11 protein-coding genes and 1 riboswitch are annotated in these 14,025 nt (G+C 72.5%); of the genes, 6 read left to right on the plus strand and 5 right to left on the minus strand.

Translation table 11 applies throughout. The features are described 5' to 3' along the window. Positions 1-5 precede the first annotated feature (5 nt). Positions 6-3,569 (minus strand): cobaltochelatase subunit CobN, encoded by a 3,564-nt coding sequence (gene cobN, locus ACZ4TR_RS45805; protein ID WP_465294988.1) that lies wholly within the window; start codon positions 3,567-3,569, stop codon positions 6-8. A gap of 31 nt (positions 3,570-3,600) precedes the next feature. Next, a riboswitch (cobalamin riboswitch) is annotated at positions 3,601-3,713 on the minus strand. 69 nt (positions 3,714-3,782) lie between these two features. Here cobN and ACZ4TR_RS45810 point away from each other — a divergent pair. Beyond that, positions 3,783-4,511 (plus strand): hypothetical protein, encoded by a 729-nt coding sequence (locus ACZ4TR_RS45810; RefSeq protein WP_364512162.1) that lies wholly within the window; start codon positions 3,783-3,785, stop codon positions 4,509-4,511. On the opposite strand, the gene ACZ4TR_RS45815 is transcribed toward ACZ4TR_RS45810, so the two are convergent. The 3 genes from ACZ4TR_RS45815 to ACZ4TR_RS45825 are packed head-to-tail and all read right to left on the minus strand — an operon-like array spanning position 4,508 to position 6,518. Then, positions 4,508-4,741, minus strand: coding sequence for a helix-turn-helix transcriptional regulator (locus ACZ4TR_RS45815; protein ID WP_155541712.1), 234 nt, complete (start codon positions 4,739-4,741; stop codon positions 4,508-4,510). The two genes, ACZ4TR_RS45810 and ACZ4TR_RS45815, sit on opposite strands and share 4 nt — an antisense overlap. Before the next feature lie 2 nt (positions 4,742-4,743). Then, complete coding sequence (locus ACZ4TR_RS45820) at positions 4,744-5,595, minus strand: ABC transporter permease (RefSeq protein ID WP_465294990.1); 852 nt, start codon at positions 5,593-5,595, stop codon at positions 4,744-4,746. Beyond that, entirely contained in the window at positions 5,592-6,518 is a 927-nt protein-coding gene (locus tag ACZ4TR_RS45825) for an ABC transporter ATP-binding protein (protein WP_364512156.1), read from the minus strand. Before ACZ4TR_RS45825 ends, ACZ4TR_RS45820 begins: the two co-directional genes overlap by 4 nt. Positions 6,519-6,626: 108 nt before the next feature. On the opposite strand from ACZ4TR_RS45825, the gene ACZ4TR_RS45830 reads away from it, so the two are divergent. From ACZ4TR_RS45830 to ACZ4TR_RS45850, 5 genes are read left to right on the plus strand one after another with little or no spacing between them, the layout of a single operon-like run. Next, on the plus strand, positions 6,627-6,941 hold the full coding sequence (locus ACZ4TR_RS45830; protein ID WP_364512153.1) for a DUF6191 domain-containing protein: 315 nt from the start codon (positions 6,627-6,629) through the stop codon (positions 6,939-6,941). Between the two features lie 4 nt (positions 6,942-6,945). Further along, positions 6,946-8,019: a precorrin-3B synthase gene (locus ACZ4TR_RS45835; RefSeq protein WP_465294992.1), complete on the plus strand. Its 1,074-nt coding sequence runs from the start codon at positions 6,946-6,948 to the stop codon at positions 8,017-8,019. Further along, positions 8,016-8,639 carry a precorrin-8X methylmutase gene (locus ACZ4TR_RS45840; RefSeq protein WP_465294993.1) on the plus strand — a complete coding sequence of 208 codons (624 nt, stop codon included), beginning with the start codon at positions 8,016-8,018 and terminating at the stop codon, positions 8,637-8,639. Before ACZ4TR_RS45835 ends, ACZ4TR_RS45840 begins: the two co-directional genes overlap by 4 nt. Further along, entirely contained in the window at positions 8,636-10,126 is a 1,491-nt protein-coding gene (locus ACZ4TR_RS45845; RefSeq protein ID WP_465294995.1) for a precorrin-2 C(20)-methyltransferase, read from the plus strand. Before ACZ4TR_RS45840 ends, ACZ4TR_RS45845 begins: the two co-directional genes overlap by 4 nt. Beyond that, the gene (locus ACZ4TR_RS45850; protein WP_465294997.1) at positions 10,105-10,845 is read left to right on the plus strand and encodes a GNAT family N-acetyltransferase; all 741 of its coding nucleotides are present in this window, start codon (positions 10,105-10,107) and stop codon (positions 10,843-10,845) included. The genes ACZ4TR_RS45845 and ACZ4TR_RS45850 overlap by 22 nt, the downstream gene beginning before the upstream one ends. Positions 10,846-10,914: 69 nt before the next feature. Here ACZ4TR_RS45850 and ACZ4TR_RS45855 read toward each other — a convergent pair whose 3' ends face one another. Next, on the minus strand, positions 10,915-14,007 hold the full coding sequence (locus ACZ4TR_RS45855) for an arabinosyltransferase domain-containing protein (protein WP_465294999.1): 3,093 nt from the start codon (positions 14,005-14,007) through the stop codon (positions 10,915-10,917). Positions 14,008-14,025 lie beyond the last annotated feature (18 nt).

Raw genomic sequence — 14,025 nt, forward strand, 5'->3', positions numbered from 1 at the left:
CCGGGCTACTGCGCCTCGAGGTCGCCCTCCAGCGACAGGTACACCTCGCGCATCTTCGCGAGCAGCTCCGGGTCCGGCTCCGCCCACAGCCCGCGGTCCGCCGCTTCGTTCAACCGCTCCACGATTCCGCGCAGCGCCCACGGATTGGCCTGCCGCAGGAACTTCTGGTTCACCTCGTCCAGCACGTACGACTCGGTCAGCTTCTCGTACATCCAGTCGCCGACCACGCCCGCCGTCGCGTCGAAGCCGAACAGGTAGTCCACCGTGGCCGCCAGCTCGAACGCTCCCTTGTAGCCGTGGCGGCGCATCGCCGCCAGCCAGCGGGGGTTCACCACCCGGGCGCGGAACACCCGCGCCGTCTCCTCGCCCAGCGTTCGCGTGCGGACCGCGTCCGGTGACGTGCTGTCGCCCACGTAGGACGCCGGGGCCGTGCCCGTCAACGCCCGGACCGTGGCGATCATCCCGCCGTGGTACTGGAAGTAGTCGTCCGAATCCGCGATGTCGTGCTCGCGCGTGTCCGTGTTCTTCGCCGCCACCACGATGCGCTTGTACGAACTTTCCATGTCCTCGCGCGCCGGGCGGCCGTCCAGGTCGCGGCCGTACGCGAAGCCGCCCCAGACGGCGTACACCTCCGCCAGGTCCTTGTCGTCGCGCCAGTTTCCGCTGTCCATCAATGGCAGGAGACCCGCGCCGTACGCGCCCGGCTTCGAGCCGAAGATCCGCGTCGTCGCCCGGCGGGAATCGCCGTGGGCGGCCAAATCCTCCGAGACGTGCGCGCGGACGAAGTTCTCCGACGCGGGTTCGTCCAGCGCCGCCACCAGCCGCACCGCGTCGTCCATCATGGCGATCACGTGCGGGAACGCGTCCCGGAAGAAGCCGCTGATCCGGATCGTCACGTCGATCCGGGGGCGGCCCAGCTCGGACAGCGGAATCGCCTCGATGCCCGTCACCCGCCGGGAAGCCTCGTCCCACACCGGCTGGACGCCCAGCAGCGCCAGGACCTCCGCCGCGTCGTCGCCGGACGTCCGCATCGCCGACGTCCCCCACACCGACAGCCCGACCGACCGCGGCCAGTCGCCGTTGTCCTCGCGGTAGCGCTTCAACAGGGAATCCGCCAGCGCCTGCCCGGTCTCCCAGGCCAGCCGGCTCGGGATCGCCTTCGGGTCCACCGTGTAGAAGTTGCGCCCGGTCGGCAGCACGTTCACCAGGCCGCGCAACGGCGATCCGCTCGGCCCCGCCGGGATGTAGCCGCCGTCGAGGGCGTGCAGCACCGCGTCGAGTTCGGCGGACGTACCGGCCAGTCGCGGGACGATCTCGTTCGCGGCGAACGAAAGCACCCGCGCGACCTCGGCGTCCGGGGCCACCGACTCGACCGCCGTGGCGTCCCAGCCGCGCATCTCCATCGTCTGGACGAGCTCCCGCGCCGTCTTCTCGACGGCGTCCACATCGGACATCGGCGCGTCTTCCTTCAGGCCCAGCGCCGACCGCAACCCCGGCACCGCCCCCTCGCGACCGCCCCACATCTGCGACGCTCGCAGCATCGCCAGCACGAGGTTGACGCGCGCCTCGCCGACCGGCGCCGCGCCCAGGATGTGCAGCCCGTCGCGGATCTGGGCGTCCTTGACCTCGCACAGCCAGCCGTCGATGTGCAGCAGGAAGTCGTCGAACTCGGCGTCGTGCGGACGCTCGTCGATGCCGAGGTCGTGGTCCAGCTTCGCCGCCTGGATGAGTGTCCAGATCTGGGCGCGGATCGCGGGCAGCTTCGCCGGGTCCATCGCCGCGATGTTCGCGTGCTCGTCCATCAGCTGCTCGAGCCGCGCCATGTCGCCGTAGGACTCCGCGCGCGCCATCGGCGGGATCAGGTGGTCGACGATCGTCGCGTGCGCCCGCCGCTTCGCCTGCGCGCCCTCGCCCGGGTCGTTGATCAGGAACGGGTACACCAGCGGCAGGTTCCCGAGCACCGCGTCCGGTGCGCAGGACGCCGAAAGCCCGGCCGTCTTGCCCGGCAGCCATTCGAGGGAGCCGTGCTTGCCCAGGTGGACGACGGCGTGCGCGCCGAACTCCTCTTCCAGCCACCGGTACGCGGCCAGGTAGTGGTGGCTCGGGGGCAGGTCCGGGTTGTGGTAGATCGCGACGGGGTTCTCGCCGAACCCGCGTGGCGGCTGGATCATGATGATGACGTTGCCGCTCTTCAGCGACGCCAGCACGATGTCGCCGTTGTCGACGTACAGCTCGCCCGGCGCGGGCCCCCAGTGCTCTTCCATCGCCTCGCGCAGTTCCGAAGGCAGCTCGGCGAACCACTCGCGGTACCGCGCGGCGGGCACCCGGATCGGGTTGCCGGACAGCTGTTCCTCCGTCAGCCACTCCGGGTCCTGGCCGCCCGCGGCGATCAGCGCGTGGATCAACGCGTCCCCGTCGGGCTGGTCGGTGCCGGTCGGTTCGACGCCCGGGAAAGCGTCCGCGCCCAGGTCGTAGCCCAGTTCCCGCATCCGCCGCAGCAGCTCGATCGCCGACGCGGGTGTGTCCAGCCCGACCGCGTTGCCGACGCGAGAGTGCTTCGTCGGGTACGCGGACAACATCAGCGCGATGCGCCGTTCCGACGCAGGCGTGTGCCGCAGCCGAGCGTGCGCCAGTGCAATGCGAGCGACCCGGGACGCGCGCTCGGCGTCCGGCACGTAGCGGGGCAGCCCGTCTTCGTCCAGCTCTTTGAACGAAAACGGCACCGTGATCAGCCGCCCGTCGAACTCCGGGACGGCCATCTGGTTGCCGGCGTCGAGCGGCGAGAGGCCGTCGTCGCTGGCCGCCCACGTCTCGCGGTCGCTGGTCAGGCAGAGCGCCTGCAGGATCGGCACGTCGAGCGCGGCCATCTCGGCGACGTCCCACGCCTCGTCGTCGCCCCCGGCGCCCACCTCGGCGGGCCGCGTCCCGCCGGCCGCGAGCACCGTGACGAGCAGTGCGTCGACCTTGCCCAGCTCGGCCATCATCTCCGGCTCGCGCGTGCGCAGCGAAGCACAGTAGATCGGCAACGCGCGGCCGCCCGCGGCTTCGATCCGGTCGGCGAGCGTGTGCACGAAGTTCGTGTTCCCGGACAGGTGATGCGCCCGGTAGTAGAGGATCCCGATGACCGGGCCTTCGGCGAGCGACGGCCGTTCGAGGATGCCCCAGGCGGGCTGTTCCGCGGGCGGCTCGAAGCCGTCGCCGGTGAGCAAGAGCGTGTCGGAGAGGAACCGGTGCAGCTGGGTGAGGTTCGCCGGGCCGCCCTGCGCGAGGTAGGCGTGGGCCTCGGCGGCGATGCCGGCCGGGACGGTCGAGAGCTTCATCAGCTCGGCGTCCGGCGTCTGCTCCCCGCCCAGGACGACGACGTGCGCGCCGGACGCCCGCAGCGTGTCCAGGCCCTCCTGCCAGGTCCGCGGCGTGCCGAGGATGCGGACGACCACGATGCGGACGCCGTCGAGCAAGCCCGGCAGCTCGGCGACGTCGAGCCGCGCGGGGTTCGCGAGGCGGTACTCGCCCTCGGCCGAACGGGCGCTGAGCAGATCGGTGTCCGAAGTGGACAGAAGCAGGATCACGAGGTTCCTCCTCGGGGTCCGCGCCCCGGGTCGACGGGCGCGCCGGCCGGAGTTCCTGGCTCTCGGGAAATCTCTTCCCGATGACAGTGGCGGGACCGCCCCGGACTCTCACCGGGTTCCTCCACCTGCCGACGCGTGGGTATCGGCTCCACTCTCCGGTGCCGGTCGAGGTGCGTCAAGGTGACGTTGACCGGCGCTCGGTAACCTGGCGGCTTGGACGCCTTCCTCCGCGACTTCGCCGCCGCCCAGTCGAGCCGCCAGCGCTACCGCCGGGCGACCGCCGCCGAGCTGGCGGCCGCCGAAGCCGGGTTCGCCGCATTCTTCGACCGGGCCCCGCACGACCTCGGCGAGCTGGGGTTTTCCGTCGACGGGGACAGCCTGGTCCACCAGGAACCGGGCTCCGAGCGCGCCTGGGGCCTGTACGCGATCGACCGGTCCGCGCCGCCGTCGCTGGTGGTCGAGGCGCCGCACGCGTCGTCCGACCTGCGGACCGAGCTGGTCGGCCTCGAGCTCTTCCGGCGGACCCCGGGCGCGATCCTCGCGGTCGGCGGCGCCCACCGGCGTCGCGAAGACCCCGCGCACGACACGGGGACCGTCTTCCACGTCGTCGCCACGCTGCTGGCCCGCCGCGGTGTGCCCCAGGTCCAGCTGCACGGCTTCAACGACACGACCCTCGTCTCGGCGGACGTCGTGCTGTCGGCCGGGGCCGCCGAAGCCGGGGACGCCGCCCGCCGCGCGGCCGACCGCCTCGACGAAGCCGGGTTCCGGGTCTGCCGGGCCTGGGCCGAGCCGTGCCGGGGCCTGGCCGGGACGACGAACGTCCAGGGCCAGGCCGCCGGCGACGCGCCGTTCCTGCACGTCGAGCTGAACCGGACCGTCCGCGAGGCTCGCCGCGATGACGTCGTCCAAGCGCTCGTCGACGCCGGCCTCACGAAGCCCTAGGCGGACTGCTCGCCCAGCCGCGGGAACGGCTTCGTCGAGAACAGGACCTCCAGCGGGACCTCGAAGAACTCCGCGATCCGCAGCGCCACGAACAAGCTCGGGCTGTACTCGCCGCGCTCCAGGTAGCCGATCGTCTGGTAGTGCACGCCCAGTGCCTCCGCCAGCTGCCGCCGCGAGATCGACCGCTCCGCGCGCAGCATGGCGATCCGGTTGTAGACGACTTCACTCATCACTACCCCACACGCTGCATGGCCTTCTCCCGGCGTTCGGCCACCGACGAACCCGCTTCCCGCCGCGCCATGCGGCGGAGCAGCACCGGGGCCAGGGCCAATCCGATCACGGTCCACGCCAGGAGCACGGCCAGGGTCGGCAACGGCCGCCACGACTGGCCGATTTCGACGACCACCGCGCCGTCGGGCAGCAGCGCCGAGCGCATCCCGAGGCCCAGCCAGTACATCGGGAACACCTGCGCGATGCCCTGCACCCACCCCGGCAGCGCGGTGATCGGGTAGAAGATCCCCGAGATCGCGCCCATCCCCATGATCGGCAGCGTGATCAGCGCGATGGACCGCGGGCTGTTGGTGAGCGAACCCAGCGCGGCCCCGAGCGGCAGGGTGGCGACCAGACCGAGCGCCAGCACCCACAGCAGGTTCAGGTACGACCAGACGCCGTCCGGCGCGAGCTCGGAGTACAGGAACAGGCAGGGGACCAGCACCAGCAGGATGCTGGTGACCTGCGCCATCGACAGCGCCGTCGTCTTCCCGACCAGGTAGCCGAGCATGCCGTTCGGCGTGGCCTTGGCGCGCAGCAGCGTGCCGTCTTCGCGGTCGATCGACAGGTAGCCGGCCGCGCTGTTCAGCCCGTTGAACACGATCCCGGCGCCGAGCACGCCGGGCACGGTGGCCGCGCCGAGCGAGAACCCGGTGCCGGGCAGGGTCGCGTTGCGCATGAAGAACAGCGTGCCGAGGAAGAGCGCGACGAAGACGAACTGGCCGACGACGTCGTCGCGGTTGGTCCACGTCTGCTTGAACTCGATCCAGCCGCGGGCCACCCCGGCCCGCAAGGCGGCGGACTGGGCGTTCATCGCGCACCCGCTTCCTGGAGACCCAGCTCCGTCTCGCCGCCGGCCTCGGCGCGGTGGACCAGCGTCATGTAGGTGTCCTCCAGCGAGGCCCGCCGCACCTCGAGGTCCGAGACGGCCTCGCCGTGCTGCTTGAACAGGTCGTACACGTACTTCGTCGCTTCGGCCGTCGCGTGGACGAAGCGCTGGCCGTCGACGGTCCAGCGGACCTCGGCCTCACCGGAGATCTGCCGGGACAGCGCGTCGGCCGAGCCGTCGGCGATGATGCGCCCGCCGTTGAGGATGAGGATCCGGTCGGCCAGCTTCTCGGCCTCGTCGAGGTCGTGCGTGGTGAGCAGGATCGTGGTGTCGAGCTCGTCGGAGAGCCGGTGCACGAGGTCGTGGAACTCCCGCCGTGCCTCCGGGTCGAAGCCCGCGGTCGGCTCGTCGAGGAACAGCAGCTCGGGCCGCCCGACGATGCCGATGGCGACGTCGAGCCGCCGCCGCTGGCCGCCGGAGAGCTGCTTGAGCTTCTTGTGCGCGTGCTCGGCGAGCCCGACCGTCTTGATCAGCTCGTCGGCGTCCCACGGCCGGGGCCGCGACTCCGTCGAGTAGGGCGCGTAGTACCGGCCGAGGTGGGCCAGGAGCTCCCGCACGCGCCACTTCCCGTGGTCGCGCCAGGACTGGAGCACGACTCCCAGCCGCGCCCGCCAGTCTTCCCCGCCGTGCGCCGGGTCGACGCCCAGGACGCTCACCTCGCCCGCCGACCGCATCCGGAAGCCCTCGAGGATCTCGATCGTCGTCGTCTTGCCCGCGCCGTTGGGCCCGAGCAGGCAGACGACCTCGCCCCGGTGGGCCTCGAACTCGACGCCGTGGAGCACGTCGTTCGTGCCGTAGCGCATCCGCAGCCCGCGCACGCGGACCACGGGAACCGCTGGATCTCTCATCGCGACACCCCCATCGAACTGATGCGATCGAATGTAGCACACCTACTACATTTGACCAGAGTTCTGCTGTGCCGGGAACTTGACCCGCGGTCATCCGGTTCGCCGGGCATGGGTACTTGGCTGGGACTGGCTCTCCCGGGCGGCGTCGTGATCCTGCTGGTCATGGCCGCGATCGAACTGCGGCCGCGCAAGAACGGCTCGCGCTTCAAAGCACGGCTGTCCGCGACCTACATCGAGGAGACCACCGCGTTCCTCTACGGCACGAAACGGCGTGAGCTGGAACACCGGGAAACGATGTCGATGCTCGTCGAGCAGGATGCCGACGGCGCGCCACCCCGGCGTGACGTGGACCTGGACGCCGGAGTCGCCCGGATCCGGCCCCGTTCGGACCCGCCGGAGCCGGAAAACCGCCAGCTACAGTGACCTCATGCCGAACCCCGCGCGTGTGCGAGCCGACGCGTGCCCGGGTGTTTTCGCACCCCACGACGCCGCCGACGGCCCCTTGGCCCGCGTGCGCCTGCCCGGCGGTGCGATTTCCGCACCGCAACTGCGCGCGCTGGCGGACTGCGCCGAGGCGTGCGGCGACGGCGACCTCCACCTCACCTCACGCGGCAACGTCCAGCTGCGCGGCGTCACCCGGCCCGGCCTCGCGACGCGGCTGACCGACGCCGGCCTGCTGCCTTCGCCGTCGCACGAGCGGGTCCGCAACATCCTCGCGTCGCCGCTGAGCGGGGTGCGCGGCGGGCTCGCCGACGTCCGCGGCCTGGCCGCGTCGCTCGACGCCGTGCTCTGCGCCACCCCGGAGCTCGCCGGACTGCCCGGCCGCTTCCTCTTCGCCTTCGACGACGGCCGCGGTGACGTCGCCGGGGAAGGCGCGGACGTCTGCTGGCGGGCGACCGGCCCGGCCGAGGGAACCCTGCTGCTCGCGGGCGGCGACACCGGACGTTGCGTGGCTCGCGCCGACGCCGTCTCGGTGCTCGTCGAAGTCGCGCTCGACTTCCTCCGCGTGCGCGGGTCCGCCTGGCGCGTCGCCGAACTCGACGACCCGGCCTGGCGCGGGACGCCGGTGCCGCGCACCAGCACCGAAGTCCCGGCCGGGCTCATCAAGCGGGATGGCGGCTTCGCGGCGGGGGTCGTGCCCCGCTTCGGGCACTTGACCGCCGCGCAGGCCCGGGCGCTGGCGGAATTCGGCCCGGCGCTGGTCACGCCGTGGAAGTCGCTGGTCCTGCCGGACGTACCCGCCGATGTCTTCGAGCGGCTGGGGTTCGGTGGCGAGGCCTTGGGAACCACCGCGTGCATCGGCCGGCCCGGCTGCGCGAAGTCGCGGGCCGACGTGCGGGCCGACGCCGTCTTCCGGCCGGGCCTGCGCGCGCACTTCTCGGGCTGTGAACGGCGGTGCGGGAAGCCGTCACAGTCCCATGTGGACATTGTCGCCGAAGCGGACGGATATCGGGTCGACGGCCGGTGGGTGCCGTTCGACGAGCTGAAGGGGAAGCTGTGATCGACTACCTGCGGGACGGTGCCGAGATCTACCGGCACTCGTTCGCCACGATCCGCGAGGAGGCGGACCTGGCGATCCTGCCCGACGACGTGGCCGGCCTGGCGGTCCGGATGATCCACGCCTGCGGCATGGTCGATCTGGTCGACGACCTGCGCTACACGCTCGACGTGGTCGAGTCCGGCCGCGCCGCGCTCGAAGCCGGCGCGCCGATCCTGTGCGACGCGCAGATGATCGCCAGCGGCGTCACCCGGCGCCGCCTGCCCGCGGGCAACGAAGTCGTGTGCACGCTTTCGGACCCGAGCGTTCCTTCGCTGGCCGAGCGGATGGGCACGACGCGCTCGGCGGCGGCCCTGGAACTGTGGCGCGACAAGCTGCCCGGCTCGGTCGTGGCGATCGGCAACGCGCCGACCGCGCTCTTCCGCCTGCTGGAGATCCTCGACGAAGGCGTCGGCGTGCCCGCGGCGATCATCGGCGTGCCGGTCGGGTTCGTCGGGGCCGTGGAGTCCAAAGTGGAGCTCGCCAAGCGGGCGCCGGCGCCGTACCTGGTGGTGCACGGCCGGCGGGGCGGCAGCGCGATGGCCGTCGCCGCGATCAACGCCCTCGCGAGCGCCGAAGAATGACCGGGACGCTCTACGGCGTCGGGCTCGGCCCCGGCGACCCGGAACTGATGACGGTCAAGGCGGCCCGGCTGATCTCCGAAGCTTCGGTGATCGCCTACCACTGCGCGCGGCACGGGCGCAGCATCGCGCGGTCGGTCGCCGAGCCGTACCTGCGCGAGGGGCAGATCGAGGAGAAGCTCGTCTACCCGGTCACGACCGAGACGACCGACCACCCCGGCGGGTACGAGGGCGCGATCGCCGACTTCTACGAGCTGAGCGCGAAGCGGCTCGCCGAGCACCTCGACGCGGGGCGCGACGTCGTCCTGCTCTGCGAAGGCGACCCGTTCTTCTACGGCTCGTACATGTACATGCACGAACGGCTTTCCGGCCGGTTCGACGCGGTCGTCGTGCCCGGCGTGACGTCGGTGAGCGCGGCGTCGTCGGTGCTCGGCCGCCCGCTGGTGCAGCGCGACGAGGTGCTCACGGTGCTCCCGGGCACGCTCCCGGCACCCGAACTGGCCCGGCGGCTGGCGGACACCGACGCGGCGGCCGTGCTGAAGCTGGGCCGCACGTTCGGCTCGGTGCGGGAGGCCTTCGAAGAGGCCGGGAAGCTGGACGACGCCGTCTACGTCGAGCGCGCGACCTGGGGGCAGCAGCGGATCGAGCCCCTGGGCGAAGTGGATCCCGCTTCGGTGCCGTACTTTTCGCTGGCGCTGCTGCCTTCGCCGGCTTACGCGTCACGCCAGAGTCCTGCTCCCGACGCGCCTGCGGTCCCGGCTCCGGGTGGCGAGGTCGTCGTGGTGGGTCTCGGCCCGGCGGGTCCCGAGTGGCTGACACCCGAGGCCGCGGCGGAGCTGGCGGCCGCCGAGCACGTCGTCGGGTACGGGCCGTACGTCGCGCGGGTGCCGCAGAAGGCGGGGCAGCAGCGGCACGCGTCGGGTAACCGCGTCGAGGCCGACCGGGCGGTCGAAGCGTTGTCGCTGGCGGCTTCGGGCGCGCGGGTCGCGGTGGTGTCCTCGGGTGACCCCGGGGTGTTCGCGATGGCGTCGGCGGTGCTGGAGCAGGTGTCCTCGGGGCACGGCGCGGGCGTCCGGGTGCGGATCGTCCCGGGCGTGACGGCGGCCCAGGCGGCGGCATCGCGGGTCGGCGCGCCGCTCGGGCACGACTACTGCGTGCTGTCGCTGTCGGATCGCTTGAAGCCGTGGGAAATCATCGAGAAGCGCCTCGACGCAGCGGGCGCGGCCGACCTGGTGCTGGCGCTGTACAACCCGGCGTCGCGCTCCCGGACGACGCAGCTGGCCTCGGCTCGCGACGTCCTGCTCCGCCACCGCGCTCCGGAGACGCCGGTCGTGGTGGCGCGGGACGTCGGCGGCCCGGAGGAGGACATCCGCGTCACGACGCTGGGCGATCTTGATCCGTTCACAGTGGACATGCGCTGCCTGCTGATCGTGGGCTCGTCGCGGACCCGCGCGGAGAACGGGGTGGTGTGGACTCCGCGCAGCTATTGACGTCCGACGTGCGCCGGGCGGAGCGCGCCCTGCACCGCCGGGCGGCGAGGGCGAGCGAGGCGGCGTCGGCCGCGGCGGTGCCCGGCCGCTTCCGGGCGTGGGAGCACGGGGGATTGCTGGCGGTGCTGGCGACCGACCCCGCCCTCGGGTACCTCTCGACGGTGACCGGGGTGACGCCGGAGACGCTGCCCGCGCTCGGCGGTTTGCTGGGTTCGCCGGATTGGGAGGGTGTCCACCCGGCGGTCGTCGCCCCGGCCGGGCTGCGGGTGCCGGAACTGGTGCCGGCAGGCGAGCGGTTCCTGGCCGTCCGCCGGCTCGAACCCGCGCCGGCGCCGCCGCCGGACGCGGTCGACGAGGAGCTCTTCCTGCGCGTCCTGCTGGCCGGCTTCGAGGTGCGGGGGCCGGTCGCGGCGTTCATGGCCGCGGAGCACCGGCTCCCGATCATGCGGCGGTTCGCGGTGTGGGAAGGGGAGACGCCGATCGCGGCCGCGGGCATGACGGTCGACGCCGAGGTCGCCGTTCTCGGAGCCGCTTCGACCCTGCCCGAGTACCGCGGCCGGGGCGCGCAGCCGGCGTTGCTGCGCCGCCGTCTCGTGGCGGCGGCCGCGGAGGGCTGCACCCTGGCGGTGGCGACGGCCCGCCCCGGCTCGCCGAGCGTGGCCAACCTCGAACGGGCCGGGTTCCACCTCCACCGCCGTCAGGCGTGGACACAACCCTGACCCGGGTCTGCTGCGGCTGGTCGTGAGTGTTCAGTCGGGTCAGACCCGCCCTGAACACTCACGACGGGGTCAGCGCGTCGGGTCCTTGCCGTTGGGCTGGCGCGGCCCCGGACCCGGGGACCACCACCCCGGCACGGTCTTCTCCCCGTGCACCACCGTCGGCGCGACGCCTTCGGTGAACGGCTCGATCTGCAGCAGCTGGCCCCACGACTGGCTCGGCTGCCCGATCAGGTAGCTCGGCACCTCGGGCTCCTCGGCCAGCTCCTCCAGCCACCCGATCGGCCCGCCGTTGGTCGAGGAGGCCCATTCCGCCTCGTCCGCCAGGCCGCCCGCCGTGATGCGGTACTCCGGGACCTGCGAGATCCCGTCGTGGGACGTCACCGGCTGCGCGCACGGGTAGACGAACGACGCCGGCCAGTCGATGTACACCGGCTTCGTGCCGATCTTGTCCGTCAGCGTCGTGAACGTCGGGACGCGCGGGGCCGACGCCGCGATCCAGCCGTCCTCCGTCAGGTCGTTGTCGACGATGTTGATGCGGACCGCGTTCGTCTCCGCCGGGAGGTCGCGCAGGTTGATGCGGGTGTCGTTCCAGCCGCCCGTGCCCGATCCCGGCGGGAGCATGAACTGGCTGCGCAGCACCTTCACGCCTTCCGGGGTGTTGACGCCGTAGTCGAGGCTCACCGACGTCGGGCGGCGGGCCGCGCCGGCCGTGGCCACCACGATCTGGCCGTCCGCCGGCTTCTCCGTCAGCGCGTACCAGTCGCTGCGCAGGCGGCCCGCGCGCGTCTCCTGGTCGAGGTAGCTCGACCACATCGGCACGTTCTCCGGGGTGAACCCGTGCGGCGGCTCGGCCAGCGGATCCTTGTCGTCGACCGCGTGGGTGTGGAAGCCGGTCTGGACGCGGCCGTTGTCCTGGTCGGGGTTCGGCAGCGGCGAGTTCGGCTCCTTGGGCTTCTCCGCGACCGTCCGCTGCTCGGACTGCGGGTGCAGGATGCTCGTCGCCGCGTCGCGCTCCACCATGACGTGGTCGGAGAGGTTGCAGCTCTTGCCGAACAGGTGCCCCACGTTCGCCGCGCCGAGGCTGTAGCTGCCGGCCTGGTTGTGGATCGCCCACGCCATCGTGACGAACTCGCCGCCCGCCACCAGGCCGCAGACCACCACCAGCGACAGCGACCCGCGCCGCAGCGCGCGCAGCCGGCCTTCCTGCGGCTGGGCCGGCAGCCCCGGCCGGTGCGCGCGGACGTTCTCGACGAACGCGTAGACGCCGGCGATCGCGGCGGCCACCAGCAGGATCGTGGACAGCCCGATGCCGCCGATCGACGGCGCCACGTTCGTCCACTGGACGCCGAGGCGCGAAACGAACCAGTACGTGTTGGGCCCGGTCGCGGCGAGGGCGGCGACGACCAGCAGCGCCGCGAGGAAGGCCGCGCGGTTGCGTTTGGACCGCAGCACCGTCGAACTGGTCGCGAGCGCGGCCAGCGCGGCCATCGACGCGCCGACCGCGGCGAACGCGCCGAAGTGGTGCGTCCACTTCGTCGGCGTCAGGGCCAGCAGCAGGAAGAACACCGCCGTCGTGCCGATCAGGCGGCGCGCCGGGCCGAGCGACGCGCCGGGGATGCGGCCGCGGCGCAGCAGCATCACCAGGCAGGTGGCGGTGCACAGCACGACCAGCAGCACCGGGAACCGGCGCGGCGCCGAGCCGTCCGGCAGGTCGGCGAACAGCAGCTGGTAGCGCGCGAGTTCCTGGAACCAGGACAGGTTCGGGCCCACCTGGGTCCGGATCCGGGTCGCCTCCTGGACGGTCGCGAACGTCTGGTCGGCGAACACCACGACCAGCACGAGCAGCCCGGCCGCGGCGACCGGCGCGAGCACCGGCAGCCAGCCGTTTTCGTTCGCGCGCTGGCGGATCAGCTTGAACAGCGGGCGCGCGGCGACCAGGTACGGCGCCACCGCGATCAGCCCGGTCGGCGTCGCGGCCAGGGTGAACCCGGCCGCGGTCAGGCCGAGGCACAGCGGCAGCAGCCGGCGCGTCACCAGCGTGCGCTCCACCGCGCAGATCGCCAGCAGCGAGCCGAGCGCGGCCACCGGCTCGGGGCGGACGCCGTTGTTGTAGGGCATCCACCAGATGAGGAACACCGTCGCCGCGGCCCAGCTGGCCGGGCGGCTGGTGCGGATCTGGGTGCCGAGGCGCGGCATCACCTCACGGCTGATCAGCAGCCAGCTGAGCACCCCGAGCAGGAACGACGGCAGCCGGATCCACGGCGGCACCACGCTGACGTGCGCCATCAGCTCGAAGACGTGGTAGAACCAGCCGAACGGTGCCTCGGCGACCCCGAACCAGCGGTGGTAGTTCGTGAGGAACCCGGTCTGCTCGGTGACCCGGGCCATCGTCAGGATGTAGCCGTCGTCCGAGGTCACCGGCCCGATGAAGACCCACGCGCCGAGCGCGGTGATCACCGTGGCGTCCCGCAGCGTCAGCCGCCACCAGCCGACCGGTGCCCAGCGCGGCGCGCGTCTCGCGGCGCCGGAGTCGCGGCGCCAGACCGCGATCATGCAGCCGACCAGCGACAGCACGGCGAGCACCCCGACGCCGATCTTCAGCGCGGTCGGCGACGTCTGGTAGCGCGTGTCCGGCACGACCGAGACGTGCAGGCCGGCGATCGGGTCCTTGCTCGAGTTGATCGAGGAGTAGATGCCGACCACGCGGGGCCGGACGTCGCCGTCGGCGTGGAACACCGGCGTCCCGGCCACGGCGAGGGTCATCTGCGTCGCGTCGACGTCCAGCTCGACGTCGCACTTCTCGACGGGCAGCGGCTGCTGGGCGATCTGCTGGCCCTGGCTGGAGGCGAGCAGCACGCCGTTGTCGACCTTCAGCTGGAGGCCGACGCCCTTGCCGGCCTTCGGGTCGGTGCGGCCGTCCGGCACGGTGGCGAAGAGCAGGCCGGGACCGGTGGTGCGGGCGTCCACCGAGCGGATGGCCGCGCACGGCACTTCGGCGCGCAGGTCCTGGGCCCAGTACCCGGTCAAGGGCGCGTTGACGGAGCGGGTGTCGCTGCCGGTCGGCCAGACGACCTCCGCCGTGTCCTGCACCACCGGCAGGAAGGGGAAAGCCAGCGCGCACAAGGCCGAGAGCAGCCCCAGCGCTACGGCAATCAGACGCATCGGCGCAACGCTAACGGG

The organism is Amycolatopsis sp. NPDC028719 (genome assembly GCF_055565395.1).

What these genes read in the sequence shown, in the direction of transcription:
- ACZ4TR_RS45815 (WP_155541712.1), bottom strand. Translation starts at nt 4,741, where the DNA reads ATGAGTGAAGTCGTCTACAACCGGATCGCCATGCTGCGCGCGGAGCGG.
- ACZ4TR_RS45820 (WP_465294990.1), bottom strand. Translation starts at nt 5,595, where the DNA reads ATGAACGCCCAGTCCGCCGCCTTGCGGGCCGGGGTGGCCCGCGGCTGG.
- ACZ4TR_RS45825 (WP_364512156.1), bottom strand. Translation starts at nt 6,518, where the DNA reads ATGAGAGATCCAGCGGTTCCCGTGGTCCGCGTGCGCGGGCTGCGGATG.
- ACZ4TR_RS45830 (WP_364512153.1), top strand. Translation starts at nt 6,627, where the DNA reads ATGGGTACTTGGCTGGGACTGGCTCTCCCGGGCGGCGTCGTGATCCTG.
- ACZ4TR_RS45835 (WP_465294992.1), top strand. Translation starts at nt 6,946, where the DNA reads ATGCCGAACCCCGCGCGTGTGCGAGCCGACGCGTGCCCGGGTGTTTTC.
- ACZ4TR_RS45845 (WP_465294995.1), top strand. Translation starts at nt 8,636, where the DNA reads ATGACCGGGACGCTCTACGGCGTCGGGCTCGGCCCCGGCGACCCGGAA.
- ACZ4TR_RS45855 (WP_465294999.1), bottom strand. Translation starts at nt 14,007, where the DNA reads ATGCGTCTGATTGCCGTAGCGCTGGGGCTGCTCTCGGCCTTGTGCGCG.